Origin of the sequence: Actinomadura sp. 7K507 (assembly GCF_004348425.1) — a bacterium.
Lineage (GTDB): Bacteria > Actinomycetota > Actinomycetes > Streptosporangiales > Streptosporangiaceae > Spirillospora.
Map to the genome: position 1 here is coordinate 1 of NZ_SMKK01000200.1, position 18,319 is coordinate 18,319.

General features: G+C 71.8%; 22 protein-coding genes. 13 read left to right on the forward strand and 9 right to left on the reverse strand.

Going from position 1 to position 18,319, the window contains the following annotated elements; genetic code table 11:
- Nucleotides 1–8: 8 nt before the first annotated feature.
- From E1285_RS33690 to E1285_RS33700, 3 genes are all read left to right on the forward strand, one after another.
- Nucleotides 9–782, forward strand: a complete 774-nt coding sequence (locus E1285_RS33690; RefSeq protein ID WP_132158649.1) for an IclR family transcriptional regulator — start codon at nt 9–11, stop codon at nt 780–782.
- 114 nt (nt 783–896) lie between these two features.
- Nucleotides 897–1,526 carry an ATP-dependent Clp protease proteolytic subunit gene (locus E1285_RS33695; protein WP_132158629.1) on the forward strand — a complete coding sequence of 210 codons (630 nt, stop codon included), beginning with the start codon at nt 897–899 and terminating at the stop codon, nt 1,524–1,526.
- The gene (locus E1285_RS33700) at nt 1,523–2,140 is read left to right on the forward strand and encodes an ATP-dependent Clp protease proteolytic subunit (protein ID WP_132158630.1); all 618 of its coding nucleotides are present in this window, start codon (nt 1,523–1,525) and stop codon (nt 2,138–2,140) included. Before E1285_RS33695 ends, E1285_RS33700 begins: the two co-directional genes overlap by 4 nt.
- Here the strand turns inward: E1285_RS33700 and E1285_RS33705 are convergent.
- Both E1285_RS33705 and E1285_RS33710 read right to left on the reverse strand, forming a co-directional pair.
- Complete coding sequence (locus tag E1285_RS33705; RefSeq protein WP_132158631.1) at nt 2,130–2,666, reverse strand: hypothetical protein; 537 nt, start codon at nt 2,664–2,666, stop codon at nt 2,130–2,132. The two genes, E1285_RS33700 and E1285_RS33705, sit on opposite strands and share 11 nt — an antisense overlap.
- Nucleotides 2,667–2,719: 53 nt before the next feature.
- On the reverse strand, nt 2,720–3,169 hold the full coding sequence (locus E1285_RS33710) for a DoxX family protein (protein ID WP_132158632.1): 450 nt from the start codon (nt 3,167–3,169) through the stop codon (nt 2,720–2,722).
- Nucleotides 3,170–3,348: 179 nt separating this feature from the next.
- Between E1285_RS33710 and E1285_RS33715 the strand changes: the two genes are divergently transcribed.
- Nucleotides 3,349–4,653, forward strand: a complete 1,305-nt coding sequence (locus tag E1285_RS33715) for a LuxR C-terminal-related transcriptional regulator (protein WP_132158633.1) — start codon at nt 3,349–3,351, stop codon at nt 4,651–4,653.
- A gap of 21 nt (nt 4,654–4,674) precedes the next feature.
- Here E1285_RS33715 and E1285_RS33720 read toward each other — a convergent pair whose 3' ends face one another.
- Complete coding sequence (locus E1285_RS33720; RefSeq protein ID WP_132158634.1) at nt 4,675–5,046, reverse strand: helix-turn-helix transcriptional regulator; 372 nt, start codon at nt 5,044–5,046, stop codon at nt 4,675–4,677.
- An 89-nt stretch (nt 5,047–5,135) separates the two neighbouring features.
- Nucleotides 5,136–5,681: a TetR/AcrR family transcriptional regulator gene (locus tag E1285_RS33725; protein WP_132158635.1), complete on the reverse strand. Its 546-nt coding sequence runs from the start codon at nt 5,679–5,681 to the stop codon at nt 5,136–5,138.
- A gap of 129 nt (nt 5,682–5,810) precedes the next feature.
- On the opposite strand from E1285_RS33725, the gene E1285_RS33730 reads away from it, so the two are divergent.
- The 6 genes from E1285_RS33730 to E1285_RS33755 all read left to right on the forward strand — a co-directional run bounded on the left by E1285_RS33730 (nt 5,811) and on the right by E1285_RS33755 (nt 11,904).
- Nucleotides 5,811–6,848, forward strand: coding sequence for an aldo/keto reductase (locus E1285_RS33730; RefSeq protein ID WP_132158636.1), 1,038 nt, complete (start codon nt 5,811–5,813; stop codon nt 6,846–6,848).
- A 164-nt stretch (nt 6,849–7,012) separates the two neighbouring features.
- A complete protein-coding gene (locus tag E1285_RS33735) occupies nt 7,013–8,254 on the forward strand; it encodes a hypothetical protein (RefSeq protein ID WP_132158637.1) in 1,242 nt (413 codons plus the stop codon).
- A gap of 169 nt (nt 8,255–8,423) precedes the next feature.
- On the forward strand, nt 8,424–10,115 hold the full coding sequence (locus tag E1285_RS33740; protein ID WP_132158638.1) for a sigma-70 region 4 domain-containing protein: 1,692 nt from the start codon (nt 8,424–8,426) through the stop codon (nt 10,113–10,115).
- An 82-nt stretch (nt 10,116–10,197) separates the two neighbouring features.
- Complete coding sequence (locus tag E1285_RS33745) at nt 10,198–10,890, forward strand: hypothetical protein (protein ID WP_132158639.1); 693 nt, start codon at nt 10,198–10,200, stop codon at nt 10,888–10,890.
- A 107-nt stretch (nt 10,891–10,997) separates the two neighbouring features.
- Nucleotides 10,998–11,333 (forward strand): hypothetical protein, encoded by a 336-nt coding sequence (locus E1285_RS33750; RefSeq protein ID WP_132158640.1) that lies wholly within the window; start codon nt 10,998–11,000, stop codon nt 11,331–11,333.
- Entirely contained in the window at nt 11,323–11,904 is a 582-nt protein-coding gene (locus E1285_RS33755) for a carboxymuconolactone decarboxylase family protein (protein ID WP_132158641.1), read from the forward strand. Before E1285_RS33750 ends, E1285_RS33755 begins: the two co-directional genes overlap by 11 nt.
- A 44-nt stretch (nt 11,905–11,948) precedes the next feature.
- On the opposite strand, the gene E1285_RS33760 is transcribed toward E1285_RS33755, so the two are convergent.
- Nucleotides 11,949–12,743: an SDR family oxidoreductase gene (locus E1285_RS33760; RefSeq protein ID WP_132158642.1), complete on the reverse strand. Its 795-nt coding sequence runs from the start codon at nt 12,741–12,743 to the stop codon at nt 11,949–11,951.
- 184 nt (nt 12,744–12,927) lie between these two features.
- Here E1285_RS33760 and E1285_RS33765 point away from each other — a divergent pair, with 184 nt between their 5' ends.
- A complete protein-coding gene (locus E1285_RS33765) occupies nt 12,928–13,974 on the forward strand; it encodes a zinc-binding dehydrogenase (protein ID WP_132158643.1) in 1,047 nt (348 codons plus the stop codon).
- A gap of 128 nt (nt 13,975–14,102) precedes the next feature.
- Complete coding sequence (locus E1285_RS47755; protein ID WP_243723234.1) at nt 14,103–14,330, forward strand: hypothetical protein; 228 nt, start codon at nt 14,103–14,105, stop codon at nt 14,328–14,330.
- 181 nt (nt 14,331–14,511) lie between these two features.
- Here the strand turns inward: E1285_RS47755 and E1285_RS47760 are convergent, their stop codons facing one another.
- Both E1285_RS47760 and E1285_RS33780 read right to left on the reverse strand, forming a co-directional pair.
- Nucleotides 14,512–15,375 carry a cytochrome c biogenesis CcdA family protein gene (locus tag E1285_RS47760; RefSeq protein WP_132158644.1) on the reverse strand — a complete coding sequence of 288 codons (864 nt, stop codon included), beginning with the start codon at nt 15,373–15,375 and terminating at the stop codon, nt 14,512–14,514.
- On the reverse strand, nt 15,375–15,926 hold the full coding sequence (locus E1285_RS33780) for a redoxin domain-containing protein (protein WP_132158645.1): 552 nt from the start codon (nt 15,924–15,926) through the stop codon (nt 15,375–15,377). Before E1285_RS33780 ends, E1285_RS47760 begins: the two co-directional genes overlap by 1 nt.
- Nucleotides 15,927–16,028: 102 nt before the next feature.
- On the opposite strand from E1285_RS33780, the gene E1285_RS33785 reads away from it, so the two are divergent.
- A complete protein-coding gene (locus E1285_RS33785) occupies nt 16,029–16,451 on the forward strand; it encodes a hypothetical protein (protein ID WP_132158646.1) in 423 nt (140 codons plus the stop codon).
- Nucleotides 16,452–16,531: 80 nt separating this feature from the next.
- Here the strand turns inward: E1285_RS33785 and E1285_RS33790 are convergent, their stop codons facing one another.
- Together E1285_RS33790 and E1285_RS33795 are read right to left on the reverse strand one after the other, a co-directional pair.
- Complete coding sequence (locus E1285_RS33790) at nt 16,532–17,530, reverse strand: hypothetical protein (RefSeq protein ID WP_132158647.1); 999 nt, start codon at nt 17,528–17,530, stop codon at nt 16,532–16,534.
- A gap of 45 nt (nt 17,531–17,575) precedes the next feature.
- Nucleotides 17,576–18,010, reverse strand: a complete 435-nt coding sequence (locus E1285_RS33795; protein WP_132158648.1) for an ATP-binding protein — start codon at nt 18,008–18,010, stop codon at nt 17,576–17,578.
- Nucleotides 18,011–18,319: the final 309 nt, after the last annotated feature.

The following is an 18,319-nucleotide window of genomic DNA, read 5'->3' on the forward strand; positions in this document are numbered from 1 at the left end:
ATGCCGCCATGAGCCAGGTGCCCGCCGCCCGCCGCGCCCTGGCCGTCCTGCGCCTGCTCGCGGGCGCGCCCGGCCCGCTGCCCGCCTCGGCGATCGCCCGCTCGCTCGGCCTCCCCCGCTCCAGCACGTACCACCTTCTGACCGCCATGGCCGAGGACGGCTTCGTCACCTCCATCCCGGAGGAACGCCGCTGGGGCCTGGGCGTGGCCGCGTTCGAGGTCGGCTCCGCCTACCTGCGCCACGAACCCCTGGAACGCCTCGCCCGCCCCCTCCTCCGCCGCCTGGTGGACCGGGTGGGCGAGATCGTCCAGCTGGGCGTCCTGCACGGCGCGGAGACCCTCTACCTGCTCAAGGAACAGCCACCCGGGCATGCCGTCCTGCTCACCGACGTGGGCGTCCGCATGCCCGCCCACCTCACCGCCAGCGGCCGCTCGATGCTCGCGCACCTGCCCCCCGCCCAGGTCCGCGCCCTGTTCCCCGGCCATCTCGTCGACCGCACGGGCCGCGGCCCGGCGTCACTGCGCGAACTCCGCCGGACCCTCGCCGAAGACGCCCGCCGCGGCTGGTCGGCGGAGGACGGCCACATCACCGAAGGCTTCGCCAGCATCGCCGCCTGCGCCTTCGACCACACCGCCCGCCCCACCGCCGCGATCACGGTCACGTTCCGCCGTGAGGACCACCCCGAAGGAACCTGGCCCGCCCTGGCCGCCTCCATCCGCACGACCGCCCGAACCCTGACCACCCGCCTGACCGGCCGCGCTCCCGGACCTTCCGGCGTGTGACCCCCGCCCCGGCTCGGCAGCCGAAGCGGCCGTGCGCGGCTCTGCTGCTCTGAGCGGATCTGCCGTGGGCAGATACCGCTGTAACCGGTGCCGGGACCGGCGCAGGGTTGAGTCATGAGCGAGGAACAGAAAGCCCCGTTGTTCAACGAACGAGTGCGGCGCGAGCTTTACCAGCAGCGCGTGCTCGTCCTCGACGGCGCGCTCGACGACGACAACGGCACCCTGCTGGCGACGCAGCTGATGACATTGGCGAGGGAGGACTCGTCGACCGACATCGCGCTTTGGATCCATTCCCACGGCGGGTCGGTGCCCTCGATGCTCGCGATCCGCGACGTCATGCGGCTCGTCCCGTGCGACGTGTCCACGCTGGTGCTCGGCATCGCCTACAGCGCCGGCCAGTTCCTGCTGTCGTCGGGCGCCCGCGGCAAGCGCCGCGCCTTGCCGCACTCCCGCGTCCTGATGCACCAGGGCTCCGCCGGGATCGCCGGCGCCGCCGTCGACATCGAACTGCAGGCCAACGACCTGCGCCACACCCGCGACACCGTCCTCGGGCTCATCGCCGAGGACACCGGGCAGCCCCTCGAGAGGGTCTTCGAGGACTCGTTGCACGACCGCTGGTACACGGCACAGGAGGCGATCGACTACGGGTTCGTCGACTCGGTCGTCAGCACGCTGGACGAGGTCGTCCCCGCCGACCACCGCCCCGTCGGGCTCGGTGTCCCCTCGGAAGGAGGTGCCCGATGAGCACCTACACGATCCCCAACGTGATCTCGCAGAACCCTCGCGGTGAACGGATCATGGACGTCTACTCGCACCTGCTCACCGAGCGGATCATCTATCTCGGCACCGGCATCGACGCGGGCGTCGCGAACGCCCTCGTCGCGCAGCTGCTGCACCTGGAGGCCGACAGCCCCGACCGCGACATCCAGCTGTACATCAACTGCGAAGGCGGAGACCCGAGCGCGATGCTCGCCGTGTACGACACCCTGCGCTACATCCGCCCGCAGGTGGCGACGACGTGCGTCGGGCAGGCGGTCGCCGTCGGCGCCGTGCTCCTGGCCGCGGGCACGCCCGGCAAGCGTGCCGCGCTGCCGCACACCCGTGTGGTCCTGCACCAGCCGGTCGGGCAGGGGCGCGGTGCGATCCCCGACCTGATCCTCCAGGCGGACGAGGTCGTCCGAGTCCGCTCCGACATCGAGCAGATCCTGTCGCGGCACACCGGGCGGGACACCGCGACGCTGCGCACCGACACCGACCGCGACCGCGTGTTCACCGCGCACGCGGCGCTGGACTACGGCCTCATCGACCACGTGATCGAGGAACGCCACCAGACTGCGCAGAACCTGCTCACCTCCTGACGCCGAGCATGATGGAGGCCCGGTATCCCCTCCCCGGGGAGCCCGTCACGGTGAGGGTCGACTGCTCGCCGTACTGCGGGAAGAACATGTCGTCGTCGTTGACGGTCCGCTGCGCACCTCGCCGGGCGTACGGGCCGTCGGCCACCGCGGCGTTCACCCGGTCGTCGAAGTAGAGCTGCCCGGTGTAGACGGCGGAGGCGTCCGCGTGCCACACCTCCACCGCGGCGCCCTGGATCGGGCGGCACGTCCGCACGTCCAGCACGGTCGTCCGCAGGTTCAGGGGCACTCCCGGCCTGCCTTCGGCGATGTCGCGCCGCAGGACGTTGTGATCCACGTAGTAGGGGCCCTCGCTCCCTTCCGGGGCGAGGACGCACATGGACGATGTGCCCGCCCCGGCCGTGCCCGTCCGTTCGGGTGGGCGCGCCGCCCCTGGATCGGCCGCGGTATCGCAGCCCGTCACCGCCCACAGCGCGGCTCCACCCAGCGTCCCCAGCACGGTACGCCGGGTCGCCTCCGGTCCGTCCATGTCTCGCCCCATCTCCTCGTCCCGTCCATGCGGTGCCCTACCTCGATACGGTGTCAGGCGGCGTGCTGAGCCTCCCGGTCCCGACCGCGGAAGCGGCCGGCCAGCCAGTGGTCGACGCCGAAGCGGCCCGCTCCGGTCGCGGCGAGCATCAGCGAGGTCAGGCCGAGGGCCAGGACGAATCCGTAGCCGTCGTCGTCGACGTAGATCCCGTTGCCGCCGTGCACGAAGACCACCGCCCCGGCCATGATGAACGCGGTCAGGGCCCCGGCGAGGCGGACGCCGACGCCGGCGATCAGGGCGGCTCCCGCCACGATCTCGGTGAAGGTCGTGAAGTAGGCGCTGAGGGTCGGCAGCGGGACTCCGCCGCCACCCATGATCTCCGCGGTTCCGGACAGGCTCCAGTCGGTCAGCTTCTGCCACCCGTAGGCGAGGAAGACGGCACCGAGACCGAGGCGCCCTAGAAGGAGCCCGATGTCCTGCAGGAGTTGGCGGTTCATGTTCATGTGGCCTTCCGTTCGTCGCGTCCACTGGGATCCAGGGCCGCCCCGCCGACGGCGGCGGGGGCGGTCCCCGATCCCCAGCATCACGGGCGGTCCCGCCGCGATGACCCGTCCGTTGGAGTAGTGCCACCTGCCCGAAAGAGCGAGCGCGGCGGGTTCCGGCGCCACATACAGTGATCACTATGGCGATGGGAGAGTGGGCCGGGACCGAGCATGCGCTGACGGCCGTCGGCACCCTGCTTCAGGCCCCGCTGAGCGAGGTCCTGCCGCGGCTGTCGGCCGTCACCGCCGATCTGGTGCCCCATGACGCACTGCTGATGCTGACCGGTGACTGCATCGCCGCCCCGCTGAGGTCGTGCGGGGACGCGGAGCTGACAGAGCGGGCGGATGCGGCCGAACTGACCAGGCTGGCCGAAGAGGTTCAGGTCGGCGAGCCGTGGTGCGGGGGCATCACGCTGGGCCCCGCGACCCGGCCGGTGCTGGCCGTCGCCTCGTCCCCGCCCGGATCGGCGGGCTCGCTCCTGGCGTTCGTCCTGTCAGGGGAGGGCTCGCCCGAGCCTGGCCGGTGCCGGCTGGCGCAGCACCTCTGGGACCTGGCGGTCATCCAGATCCGCACCCTCAACGCCCAAATGGAACCCGGTGTCCTGGAACGTTCGCGGATCGCGGCCGGCGAGCGGGAGCGTGCCGTCGCCGAGCTGGCCGACGCGCACGCCGCCACCCTGACCACCCTTCTGGGGGCGCTGCGCTCCCGTGACCTCCCCGACGGGACGGCCCGGCGCACCGCGACCGACATCGCCGCCGCCGCGCTGGTCGAGCTGCGCGCCGACGGCGAGCCCGCCCGCGACCTCGGTGAGGAAACGGTGGGAGGCGCCTTCGCCCAGATGGCCGACAAGCTCGTCCTGCTCATGCGGCACCACCGGGCGCACCTGGAACTCGCCGAGCCCGCGCACCCGGGGCGCCCGCTGCCGGGGAACGTGGCCAACGCCGCCCGCGCGACCGTACGCGGGGCCGTGCTCGCCCTCCTCGACCATGCGGGGGTGACCCGCATCCGGGTGGCGTGGGAAGCCGAGAAGGGAACGCTGTGCGTCCGCGTCCGGGACGATGGACCGGGCGTGCTGGACGCCGAGGACCCGGTCGTCCTCCGGCTCGCCGCACGCCTGCGTCCCCTCGAAGCCCGGCTGGACCTGGACGCGGTGCCCGGCTGGGGGACCACCATCACGGCCCGGTTCCCGCTCGGCGCGGCAGCGCCGGCGCAGGCGCATCCGCTGGCCCGGCTCAATCCCCGCGAGGTCGAGGTGCTGGATCAGCTGACCCGGGGCCGGCGCAACCGGCAGATCGCCGAACGCCTGCACATCAGCGAACACACCGTCAAGTACCACGTCGCCAACGTCCTGGACAAGCTCGGGGTCAGCTCGCGCGGCGAGGCGGCCGCGATGGCCCGGGAACTCGGGCCGCTCCCGGACCTCTCCCGCACCGCCGTGTCCTGAGGCCCTGCCGGCGAACCCCGCCTAGGCGGCCAGGGCGTATGCGGTGTGACCGGCCGGGGCGGCGGCCCTCGCCGGCGCACCGCTCAGGCTCGTGCCGACGGCGAGCGTCAGGTCGGCGAGGGTCACGTCCAGGGCCCCGGCGACCGCGGCGATCATCTCGCTCGAAGGCTCCTTGACGCCGCGTTCGATCTCGGACAGGTACTGCGGCGAGACCCCGGCCCGGCGCGCGGTCTCGACCAGTATCTCGCCACGCTCGTTGCGCAGGCGCCGCAGGCATTGCCCGAGCACTTCGCGCCACAGCGGCTCGTGGTCGAGCCCGTCCCCGCGGCGCGGAGGGTCCGGCTCGTGCGGCGTCTCATCGGCGGGCATAAGCGGTCGGACGATCTCGGCCATGCCCGCATCGTAAGCCGGACACGCGGGCAGCTCCCAGGCATTCCGCCGACCGCGGAATCGAGAGGAACGCCCCGGCGCACCGTGTGGCGCTACGCGTCGGCCGGGGGGCGCAGTCCGTCGAACGCGGCCCGGAGGATCGGCTGGAGGTAGCCGGCGTCGCCGCTGATCGCGGCGATGGCGACGATCATGTCGAGGATCTGCTCCAGCGTAAGGTCCAGGCGGACTTCACCGGCCTCCTGCGCCGCGGCGAGGAGCGGCCGGCCCGCGTCGAGCACTCTGGCGCGGCTCTGGCCGAAGACGGGGCTGCCACCGTCGGGGCCGGCGAGCAACTCGGACGCGATGTGGCGCTTGCCGGATGTGAAGGCCAGGAAGCGTTGCAGCCAGGCCGTGAGCACGGCCCCGGGCGTATCGCCGCCGACCGTCGCCGCGGCCTCGCAGACGGCGGTGACCTGGTCGGTGTAGAGGGCCTCCAGGAGGTCTCGACGGCTGGGGAAGTTGCGGTAGAGCGTCGCCATGCCGACTCCCGCGCGCCGCGAGATCTCGGCCATCGACACTCCGGCACCGGAGTCGGCGAGCGCGGCGCGGGCGACGTCGAGGATCTTCTCGCGGTTGCGCTCGGCGTCGGCACGTCTCATGGGTGATGGGGGCAACTGGACTTCCAAAGTGGATAGGTTATCCGGTACAGTACCGGATAGGTTGTTCGTTTCTGCGGGCAGCGTATCCCATTCCTGCGCCGCACCCCGCGGCGATCGAAGGAGCTCTCCATGCACTACCGCCCTCTTGGCCGCACCGGCGTCTCCGTCAGCCCGCTGTGCCTGGGCACGATGATGTTCGGCCCCTTCGGCAACCCTGACCACGAGGACTCGATCAAGATCGTCCACCGCGCCCTCGACGCGGGGATCAATTTCGTCGACACCGCCGACTTCTACTCCGCCGGCGAGTCGGAGCAGATCGTGGGCAAGGCGCTCGCCGGCGGCCGGCGCGACAACGTCGTCCTGGCCACGAAGGCCGGCCTGCCGTTCGGCGAGGACCCCAACCAGCGCGGGACATCGCGGCGATGGATCACCGAGGCGGTCGAAGGCTCACTGCGCCGGCTGGGGACCGACCGGATCGACCTCTTCCAGGTCCACCGTCTCGATCCCGCCGTGGACATCGACGAGACCCTGGGCGTGCTGTCCGACCTGGTCCACGCCGGGAAGATCCGGATGTTCGGCACCTCGACGGCCGCCCCGTCCGAGATCGTCGAGGCGCACTGGACCGCGGAGCGCCGCGGCCGTGAGCGCCCGCGCACCGAGCAGCCCCCGTACTCCGTCCTGGCTCGCGCCGCCGAGTACGACGTGCTGCCGACCTGCCTGCGGCACGGGATGGGCGTCCTAGCCTACAGCCCGCTGGCCGGCGGCTGGCTGGCGGGCGGGTACCGCAAGGGCCGGGAGATCGAGGGGCCGGGCTCGGCGTCGCGGCGGCAGCGGTTCGCCCACGCCTACGACGCCACGTCCCCGGCCAACGCGGCGAAGCTCGACGCGGCCGACGCCCTCGGGTCGCTCGCCGACGAGGCCGGGCTGACGCTCGTCCAGCTCGCGATCGCGTTCGTCATCCGCCACCCGGCGGTCACGTCCGCGATCGTCGGCCCGCGCACGATGGAGCACCTCGAGTCGTACCTGACGGCCGACGACATCACCCTGTCCAGTGACGTGCTCGACGCCATCGACGAGATCGTCCCGCCCGGCCACACGGTCAACGTCGCCGACAACATGTGGAACACCAGCACGACGGCACTGGACGCCGCGTCCCGCCGCCGCTAGCCCCGCCGCCAGGCACCGGAACACCGCCGGCGCAACACCGGCGATTTCACCGATCCCCGTTTCCGCGATCGCGGCTTGACTCGAACCGGCGAGGGCGACGCACGCACTCGGCATGACGGGAGCGCCGACGAACTCGACCGGCGCGGCACGAAGGGAGTTCAGACATGTCTCGCATCAGCGGGCGCCTGCGAAGATCCGGCGCGGTGGCCATCGGCATCGTGGCCATGGGCGCCGCCGGCGCCGTTGCGGCCCCGGCCTCCGCCGCGACCCCGGTCTACGGCGAGGACTTCTCCGACGGGCTCGGCACCTTCACCGCCACGGGCTCCGTCAGCACCGGAACCTACGGCGCCCGGTTGCGCGGGTCGCGGGTGTCCAGCCCGGCCATGACGTCCGCCGCCATCGACCTGACCGGGCGCAGCGACGTGACGGTGTCGTACACCCGGGCGGCGTCCGGGCTCGACCTCGGTGAGACCTTCACCGTCGCCTACTCGGTCGACGGCGGCACGTTCACCGCGCTGGAATCGTCGCGCACCGCCACGGGCGCGGCATCGTTCCGGTTGCCGGCGTCGGCGGAGGGCGGCGACCTGCGGCTGCGCTTCTCCCTGGAGGCCAGCAGCATCCTGGAGACCCTGACCGTCGACGACGTCCTCGTCGAGGCCGGGAACGGCGGCGAGCCCCCCGGCGGGACGCTGCCCCCGGTGGACGACGTCACCGAACCCGGCCCCTACGCGGTGACCATCGACGAATCCGCCGGCCCCGGCGACGACGGATGGCTGGTGTACCCGGCGAACGCCGGCCAGAACGGCGTGGACCACCCTATCCTCGTATGGGGCCCGGGGGCGGGGTCCGACCCGTCCGACTACGAGGACATGCTGCGCCAGTGGGCCTCGCACGGGTTCGTCGTCTACAGCGAGGTCTCCTCCAGTGACGGCGACTACATGGTCGACGCCCTCGACTGGCTCGAAACCCAGAACGCCAGGCCGGCCGGCCCCCTGTACCAGGACCTCGACCTTTCCGAGGTGGCCTTCGGCGGCCATTCCCGGGGTTCGATCGGGACGTTCGACGTCGCCGGCGAGCCTCGGCTGGCGACCACCATCCACGTGGCCGGCGGCTCCTTCGACGGCAACGGCCCGGACAACCTCCGGAAGCCGGCTCTCTACATCGGCGGCGACGACGACTTCGCCACCGGGAACATGGAGCGCGACTACACCAACACCGATGTGCCGGTCTGGTTCAACATCCTCGACAACACCGACCACATCATCGCCACCCGCAACGGACAGCACATCATCACCGCCTGGCTGCGATGGCACCTGGCCGACGAGGAGTTCCGCCGCACCGGCGACTTCCTGAGCCCCAACTGCACCTTCTGCGACCTCGGCGACGTCCAGCACAAGAACTGGTGACCACGAGGTGATCGCCCACCGCCCCGCCGTCCACCGGCGGGGCGGTGTTGGCGGGCCTCCGGCGTGCCCCCGCGCGAGTGTGGCAGGTGGGCTCGATGGCGCGCCTGGCCGCGTTCTCAACCGGGCCGTTACCAGGGGGTGCGCATAATACGGGCCGGGAGGTGGCCCCGTGCGGACGGTGGAGCGCGAGCACTACGCCGCCCTTCTGCGGCTCGCGTATCTCGTGCTGGACGACGGCGACTCCCCGCTCACGCGCGCCCGCCGCGTCGCCGCCGCGGCGGTCCGGGTACGGCGCGGCGGTTACCCGGCCATGCGGGCGCGGCTCGTCGCGAGCCTGCTCACCGACCCGTCCACCGGGCGGCGACGACCGCACCGCCTCCTCTTCGAGCCCGCGCGGACCCCGCCGGGCCCGGTCCGGGCGGCGCTGCTGGAACTGCCGCCGCACGACCGGTTCGCCTACCTGCTGCGCCGCGACGGCCTCACCGCGCCCGAGGTCGCCGCGGAAATGAGCGTCCACCTCCAGACCGACTTCCGGGACGTGGACCAGGCCACCGCTGCGGTGGACGACCGGACCGAGCTGGACGAGGCCGCGCAGCGAGCCGAGATCGAGGCGTTCGAGCCCGACCTCGTCCGGCTCCGCCCTCCCCCCGGTCGGCGCCCCGTCGTGGCGACCGTCCTCGCGGTGGCGCTGCTGGCGGCCGCCGGGATCGTCCTGGCCCAGCCCGACGAGGAGCCCGGCGAGCCCGCCACCATCGATCCCCGGGCCTGGCGGGCGACCGGCACGCCGACCATCGACGAGTGGCCCGCCCAGGGCGGGCTGCGCCACGACGCCGGGCTGCTGCGCCGGGCCGCCGGCGCCTGGCGGGCCCACCACCGCCACCCGCCGCTCGGCCGCGTCGTCCTCCTCTACGCCGGGACGGTGGACGGCGCGTCCCTCGTCGTGCTGCGCGACTCCCCCGGCCCGCAGGACGAGCCCAGCGTGGCGCAGTACTTCGAGCGCCGCCTGTCGCGCGGCGTGGAGTCGGTCCGCACGCTCGGGACGGACGCCGGGCAGCTCATCCTGGTGGGGATGACGTGGCGTTACCTCGTCCCGCCGTGGTTGCGGGACGTGCGCGCGGCGGTACCGTCCCGGCGCGCTCCGGACTGGGCGCCGGTGGCGGTCCGGGACGGGCTGAGCGATCCGCTGCCGTGGTCCTGGTTCACGCGGCGCTGCCAGAACTACGTGGCGTTCCAGATGACGTTCCGGCCGGCCACCGGCGGGGGCGGGCGGACGGTCACCCAGCTCGCCTCGCACGACCCGGCGTCCGCCGCGCCGCAGGTGACGTTCCGCGACCCGCCCGAGCAGCGGGAGCGGTTCCGCTGGGCGGCGCTGCACGCCGTCGCCTGCGAGGGGGCCAGGACGCTGACCGGGTCGGGCGACCTGCTGCTGGGCCATCTGTGGAGCGGCGAACTACCCGACGGCGGCGGCCGGGCCACGCTCCTCACGGTGGACGCGTCCTCCCCGGAGGGCGCCCCGGGCACCTCGATCCTGATCTCCGACGACGGGCGGGCACTGTCCGAGCGGGGCAGGACGAACAGCGACACCATCTCGTCCGCCGGGACCCTGGCCACCGCACTGTGGTGGCGCTCGCCCCGGCGCTGGCATCTGGTGGCGGCGGCGGGCCCGGACGTCACACGGCTGAGGACGGTCGGCGAGCTGGGCACCCACGAGAAGAAGGCGGACCGGCCGGGCGGGGCGCCCCTGCTCATGGTGACGGGCCCGCGCACCGGCGGCGCACCCCCCGAAACGGACCGCCTCCCGGTCGTCCAAGTCGTGGCCTACGAAACGGACGGAGACCGCACGATCATCAGCCCCTCGTGAGTGGCCGCGGAGAAGTCCCCGCCATTACGCTGAGTGATCGACCACCTGGGGTCGCTTCACGTCGCCGCCGAAAAGGAGACCTGTGGCCGGGAACGACACGGGCACCGAGATCTGGGATCCGCTCGGCACGCTTCGGCGGGTTCTGTGGATCGGCGGGGGACAGTGGGCCGGCAAGTCCACCGTGGCCCGGCTGCTGGCCGTCCGCTTCGGGATGACCGCCTACCACTACGACCTCCACGACGCCCGCGGCCACAACGATCGCCGGATCGCCCGCCGCGTCAAGCTCGGCCGGCCTCCCGCCGACCCGGATCCGGACGCGACCTGGGTGAACACCACCCCGCAGGACATGGCCGCCGAGACCCTGAACGGCTTCCCGGTCCGCTTCGAATGGGCCCTCGACGACCTGCGCGCGCTGTTCTCCGGACGTCCCGTCATCGCCGAAGGCTGGGGGCTCCGCCCCGAGCTGGTCGCGCCGATCATCGACTCGCCCCGGCGGATGGCCGTCATGGCGCCCACCGAAGCGTTCCGCGCCCGGCAACTCCACGAACTCACCCGAGCCGGTGCGATCGGACATGACGTCAGCGACCCCGAGCGGGCCCAGCGCAACCGGCTCGAACGGGACCGCCTCGTCACCGGCGACGCCGTCCGCACCGCCCGGCGCCTCGGCATCCGCGTGATCGAGATCGACGGAACCCTCGCCGCCGATGCCGTCGCCGGAATGGTCGCCGACCACTTCCGCCCCTACCTCCCGCCACCGGACCGGCACGAGGACTGACCGGAGCAGGCCACCTTCGTCGGCCGGGTGTCGTATCGGGAGGCGTGCCGATCGTCTTATACCTGAGGCCAGGCAGCCCAGCTGCGAAGAAGGAGGCGGAGGAAACCGTGCCGGACGAAGACAGGAAGCGAGCAGCGCACCGGGCTTTGGTGGAAAGTGTGCTGGACGGGGCAGGCAAGGCGTCCGCGGACCAGCGAGCACGCGCCTTCGGCAAAGAAGCCCTCTCCCCACCGTTGGACGCGCTCATCGGCAAGGTCGCCGACCGCCCGGCGCAGGTCACCGGGGCGGACCTGGAGGCGGCGAAGGCCTCGGGCTGCACCGAGGACCAGGTTTTCGAGCTGGTGGTCTGCGCCGCGGTCGGCCAATCCGCCAGGCAGTACGACGCCGGGCTGGCGGCACTGGCCGAGGCGACCGGCAAGGGAGGGCCGGATCATGCGGCTTGACATTCTCGATCACGGTTACAAGCCCGGAACCAAGTTGCTGTTCGCGCTCATCCGGCTGTTCTCCGGCCACCCGGTACCGGACGCCGCCAGGCTGGTCTTCTACCGGCCCGACTTCTACGGCGCCCCGGCCAAGGAGTTCACCCAAGAGGCGATGCGCGGGCCTTCCGCCTGGTCGGTGGGCGACCGGGAACTGATGGCGGCCTACGTGTCGAAGGTGAACGAGTGCGAGTTCTGCATCGGCGCGCACACCGCGACCTCAAGGCTGGCGTACCAGGACGAGCCGCGGGTCGCGGCGGTGCTGGCCGACCTGGATGCGGCGCCCATCGAGGATCCGCTGCGGGCCACGCTGCGCATGCTCGGCGAGCTGACCCGGCAGGGAACGGTGAGAGCCGCGGACATGCGCGAAGTGCTGGCCGCCGGCGCCTCACCCGAACAGATCCAGGACGCGCTGGCCGTCTGCGCCGCCTTCAACATCACCAACCGCCTCGGCGACGCCTTCGGTTTCGCCCTGCTCACCCCCGAAGGCTACGAGGCCGGAGCCAGACACCTCCTCAAACGCGGCTACCGCTAGCCGACACGCGTCCGACCACTATCCCGTGATCGTCCCCCTGAAGGTCACAGGCCGTAGCGCGTGAGGACGTCGTGGTTGCGGGTGAGGAACTTTCGCGTCATCCGGGTGTTCGTGAGCCACTTGACGGCGTCGCCGTTCTTGGTGCTGGCCAGCATCCTGTCGACCAGGTAGGGCGCGACGTCGTCTACGTGATCGCACAGGATGTTGAGGATCTTGCGCTGGTTACGTACCTGTTCCGGGGCGGCTGCGGCCTCGCGGAGCCATCCCTCGGTGATGAGCATGCCGGGGCTGACCTGCCCGACGCGTACGCCGGTGCCCTTGACCTCCTTGACGAGGGACCGGGTGAAGGAGTCCAGCCCGCGTTTGGTGGCCGAGTACACGCCCATGCCCGGACGGGTCCGCCCGTCGCTGCCGCCGCCGAGGATGTTGAAGAGCTGGCCGCCGCCGCTTCCGCTCATGCCGCGCACGGCGACCTGGGAGCCGTACACGGTGCCGAGCATGTTCGTGGTCACCATCGCGCGGACGTCGCCGGCCGTGGTGTCCACGATGGGACGGGTGGTGTTGGCGACGCCGGCGTTGTTGATCCACAGGTCCACGCCGCCGAGCGCGTCCACGGCGGCGGACCAGAGTTTCTCGACCTGTGCGGCGTCGGTGACGTCCACGGCGCGCCCGTGGACCTCGGCGTCTCCCGTCGTCTCGGACTCCAGGCGTGCGGCGGCGTCGTCCACGGCCTCCTGGGTGCGGCCCGTGACGACCACGCTGTGGCCGCGGCGGAGCAACTCGCGAGCGAGCGCGAACCCGATCCCCTTGGTGCTGCCGGTGACGACTGCCTTCCGCATGGCCACTCCTGGGTAAGCCGGGCCTTACGCCCGGAACGGGCGTTGATCGTACGACGCCGGGACGCCCCCGAACAGCCCGCCGCGGACCGGATCCGGCCTGTCCCGCCTGCCGGATGCGGACTCCCGAACCCCGCGAACTGATACTTTCATCTCAGTTGATACTGATATGTCGGGAGTGTGCCGGATGATCGCTGCGTACACCTCGGGAAGCGGCGTCCAGGTCGGGGACGTTCCGGAGCCGGTCGCCCGCGAAGGGCAGGTGCTGGTCGCGCCCCTCGCGGCGGGAATCTGCGGATCCGATCTGCACATGGCCGATGCGTTCACGGAGTTCGGTGACGACGCGCCGCGGATCGTCATGGGGCACGAGTTCTGCGCGGAGGTCCTGGAGGCCGGGCCGGGGGTCTCGGGCCGGTTCCCGCCGGGGACGCGGGTGGTGTCGGTGCCCTACGCCGACGGCCCGTCCGGTCCGGAGCCGCTCGGGCTGTCGACGGTCCTGCCGGGCGGGTTCGCCCAGCGGGCGGTGATGCAGGAGTCGCTGCTCCTGCCCGTACCGGACGCCCTCCCCAGTGACCACGCGGCGCTGACCGAGCCGCTCGCCGTGGGCGTGCACGCGGTGGCCGCCGCCGCTCCCCGTCCGGGCGACGTGGCGCTCGTCGTGGGATGCGGGCCGATCGGCCTGGCGGTGATCGCGGCGCTCAAGGCCGGCGGGCACGGGCCGGTGGCCGCCTGCGACTTCTCGCCGGCGCGGCGCGCGCTGGCCGGGCGCCTGGGAGCCGACATCGTGCTGGATCCCGCCGAGGACTCCCCCTACGAGCGGTGGGACGAACTGGGCGTCGTCGAGCGGCCGCCCTCACCGCTGCTGACGGACGGCCTCCCGCCCGGGAACGTCATCGCCTTCGAGTGCGTCGGCGCCCCGGGGCTGATCCAGCAGGTCATCGACGGGGTGCCGCGGCACACCCGGATCGTCGGCGTGGGCGTGGCCGTCAAGCCGGAGACGATCACGCCGGTGACGGCCGTCCTGAAGGAGGTGTCCATCAGCTTCGTCTACGGCTACCGGCAGGAGGAGTTCGCGCACGCGCTCGGGCTGCTCGCCGGCGGGCGGATCGACGCGGACGCCTTCGTCACCGGCACCGTGGGCCTGGACGGCGTCGCCGGCGCGTTCGCCGGCCTGCACTCCCCCGGCGAGCACGTGAAGATCGTCGTACAGCCCGAACCCTTGCCGGCCAACTGAACCTCCAGTATCTGTTGAGAACACCTACGCCGACGGCGCCCCCCTCCTGGTGATCGTCGCCGCTCTCCCGCTGCGCGAGGCCGAGACGCGGGAGCTCCAGGGAGGCATCGACCAGACTGCCGATCGACGTGGCGTTCACGCCGGTCGACCAGGCCCGCGTCATTCCGGCCGGGCGGCCACGGCTCGGCGCCCGCACCGATCCCGGCCGCCAGGCGCTCACCGGCGCGATACAGGCGCTGGACGCCGCCGAACGCCCCGTCGTCCTGGCCGGCGAGGGGCTGCGGTGGTCGCGAGATCACCGGGGACGGCGCGGTCGCCTTCCACATCCAGGAACTCGACACCATGGTCCGCCATGACCTGCCCATCGTCGTCACGGTGCTCCTGTCCAACGACACCTGGGGCATGTCGATCCACGGTCAGGACGTCCTGTTCGGCAAGGGCAACGACATCGTCAGCCGCCTTGCCCCGACCCGCTACGAGAAGGTCGCCGAGGCGGGGACGGCCGTGACCCTTCATGGACGCGGGGAACCGTTCAGCTCAATGAGGGCCTGGGGCGGGTGCGGCCCGCTCGGCCGTCGTCCGGCGGTGGCGGCGGAGCCTGTGTGCCGCCATGGTCGCCGCCGCCAGGCAGCCGAAGGCGGCGGCGATCCACCAGATTCCGATCTGATCGACCCAGCCTGAGAGCGCGCCCTGAATCTCGGTGGCGGCGCCGACGACCGAGGAGTCGGCCGACGCGCCCGCGTTCAGGCGCACCTCGTACCAGCCGTAGTAGGTGACGTACAGGCCGGCCAAGAGCAGAAGGCCGCCACTGACGCGCGAGACGTGCGGCAGGATCCGGCGGGTGCGGGCCACGGCGGCGTCGCGCGCCAGGGCCACCATCATCGACAGGAGCCCCACGACGACGCCCATGCCGATGCCGTACGCGGCGAACGCCACCAGCCCGGCGGCGATGCTCTGGCCGCCGGACACCAGTCCGGTGACGGCCAGGAACGGCGCGATGGTGCAGGAGAGGGACGCGACGGCGTACGAGACACCGTATCCGTACAGCCCGACCAGCGAACCCGTCAGCCCGCCCGTCTGGACGCGGGGCAGCCGCAGCAGCAGTTCCCGTCCGGTCACCAGCCATCCGCCGAGCACGATCAGGGCCACGCCAACGACGATGGTGAGCCAGGGCATGTACTGCTGGACCGAGGTCGTCAGCACGGAGATGAGCAAGCCGAACACACCGAAGACCGTGACGAAACCAGCGGTCATCGCGGCCGACAGGCGCAGCGCCCTCCAGACGCCACCCGCCCCCGGCGCCGCTATCAGCAGCGTCAGATAGGACGGCAGCAGCGCGAAGCCGCACGGGTTGAACGCCGCGACGAGCCCGGCGGCCAAGGCGAGCGAGACCTGCTCCATCAGCCGAGCAGTTCGTCGACGTGCCGGTTCAGCTCGGACTCGCCCAGTGGCCCGGAGTCCTTGCTCATCGTCCCGTCGGGCGCCATGAAGACGAACGACGACTGCGAGGTCACCTTGAAGTGGGAGTACAGCTTGCCGGTCCGGTCATCGAGGTGGGTGAGCCCCTCGGTGCCGGTACGGGAGACGAACTCCCGCAACCGGGCCTTTCCCTTCTCCAGCCCCCCGACGCCGACGAACGAGACCCGGTCTCCGTACTTCCCGGCGGCCTTCGCCACGTCGGGGCCTTCGGAGAGGCACTTGGGACACCAGGGCGCCCAGAACCAGAACACCACCGGCTTGCCCGCCAGGCTCGCGCCGTCGAACGCCTTGCCGTCCAGCGTCTCGCCTTCGAACTTCAACGCCTCGTGCACGTCCCCACCCGCCCCGCCGGAGCCTTGCGAAGCCGTGCTCTCGGGTGACGCGGTCGCCGGTTCGACCGCATCTGTCGCGCCGCCCCCGCACCCGCCCACGAGCAACGCCGCGCCGACCAAAGTCGCGATCCTCGTCTTCATGTCGGCAACGCTAATGCCGGAACCCCCCGCCGGTTCTTACGAAGGGATGACGTCCGGTCCAGGTGGCTCCGGTCACTCACTCCCGACCTAGACTGCCGGGCCATGGATCGCTCGGACCTCCTCACCCCCCGGAAGATCGGCTTCGCCCTCGGCTGTGTGGCCCTTCTCGTCGTCCTGCTGGCCGCGGTGGCTCCCGGCCTGTGGACCTACGCGACGGGCACCACCACCACGGCGCACGTCGACCGCTGCGAATCCCGGACAACCGCCGGCCAGTCGTCGGGCAGGTTGTGGACCTGCCACGGTTCCTGGACCGAAGACGGCGAGCGGCGCTCCGGTGAGATCGAAGGCGCCGGCCGCACCGATGAGGGCAAGGCCATCGAGGTGCGCGCGAACGGCTCCCGGGCCAGCACCGCCAGGACGCCGAAGACCGCGCTCCTCATCACCGGTGTCTTCTTCGGCACCGTCGTCCTCACCCTTGCATGGATGACACCTCGGTTGCTGCGATCCAGGTCGCGGAAGGCGTGACGTCGCCGGGGTCCGTACCTCGGGCGCACCAGGCACCGCCCGCCTCCAGGCGCGGACCGGGCCCACCGGGCGCCTGGAGTTCAAAGGTCGCCGAGTATCGCGGCGAAGGCGATGTGGACGCCGGCGCGTTCCTCGTCCGACAGGTCCATCGGGCGATGCGCGAACGAGTTGTCGAGCACGGTGGTCGCACGCATCCCCTCGGATCCGGCGGCGGCCGTGAGCCGGCCCAGCCCGTCGAGCAGGAGGGAGAGCGCCTCCGTGGCCGCATCCACTTCCTGATGTCTGTCGAACTGCTCGACCAGCTTCCGCAGCCCCTCTCGGCGGTCAGGCTCGGGAACGGCGACCGCTCCGGCGGCCCGGCCGAGTTGTTCGCGGTAACGCCCCTGCCAGTGCTCCCACTCCCAGCCGGGCCAGAGGATCTCGACGGCTTCCGGCAGCCGGTCGAAAGTCCCGAGCGTCCACACCCCTCCCCTCCGCGCGTCCACATCGAGGTGTACCCCTTCGCCCGGAAACCTCGGCCAGGTGTCGACCGGTGACCGTCCCAAGTAATACGTCGCCAGGGACCCGGCTCCGTTCCCGATGACGGACTCCGCGGAGGTTTCGAGCATGTGCGCTCGGACGGAGCCTTCCTGGGCCACGGTGACCAGGCAGGGCAGCGGCTCGTAGTCCGACGCCTTCTGCAGCGGGCGCGGCTCCGGAGGGAGCGTGTACCTGCCGTCCACCTGCGTTGGTTCCTCCCCCACCGCCGCGACGATGTCTCCGAGCCCCTGGTACGCCCAGTCGATGCGCCAGCCCGGCCAGGTTCGCCCCATGACCGCCAAAGCCGCGGCGCGGTAGGCGGCGTCGTCGATGTACACGGAGTACCAGAGCAGGCGCGACTCACCGTGGTCGATGAGAACCGCCCCGTCGCACTCCCCGTCGAACATCCACGCCGGGTCCGGCCGCTGCCCGCCTGCGAACCGGGTCGCCGGGTCCGGCCCCGCCAGCATGTCCAGCTCCAGGGAGTATCCGCCCCATTGGGAGTAGTACCGCTCCCAGGAGTCGCCGTCCTTGATCACGTAATGCGCTCGAGCACCCATGAAAGCTGATCGTAATCAAGCGATCACACGATGTCGGCGGAGTTCTCAGATCTCGCGGCGTGACTGTGCCGGGAAGGTGGCGCGGATGGTGCGGGCCTCCGGCGTGCCCGTCCAGGACCAGGTGGCGGCGAGAGCGTCCACGGTGAGCAGGCCGCGACCGCCCTCCGCGAGCTCGGCCAGGTTCCGGAGGCGGGGCTCCTCCGGGCCGCCCTGGTCGGTGACGTAGATGATGACCCCGGCCACGTCCATGCTCAGGTCCACGATGAACCGGCCGCCGTGGTCGCCGGAACGGGTGTGTTGGATCGCGTTGACGGACAGCTCGTCCAAGACGAGGAGGACGTCGTCCAGCGCCGGGAAGTCGGCCAGCAGGTGAGCGGCGAACGCCCGGACGAACCGGACCTGTTCGGCCTTGCCCCGGAACTCGCGCCGCCAGTACATCGGCGTCTCGTGCTGGGCGGGGGCGGAAACGGCGAGCAGCATTGATCACCCTTCGGGACGGTGCGTCATCGGCCGTTCCATCTTCGGTAATCGCGCGACCTCAGTACGGGAAAGCGCCAGGTGGGCAGCCTGCTGGACACCTCGGCACGCGCCCGGCCCGAACGTTCGATCCGTTTACGTAAACGAACCGAACCGTTCCAACGGGGAGCGTTCATATCCGGAACGCCACCGGCCGAACGGCAGGTTCCCTTTTCTCGTGTCCCAAGCGCGTGAATCGATGACACGTTCGGAGAGCGAGTGATAACACAGAGTTGACACGCTGACTCCCCCCGGTCAGCGCCGCCCCCGACC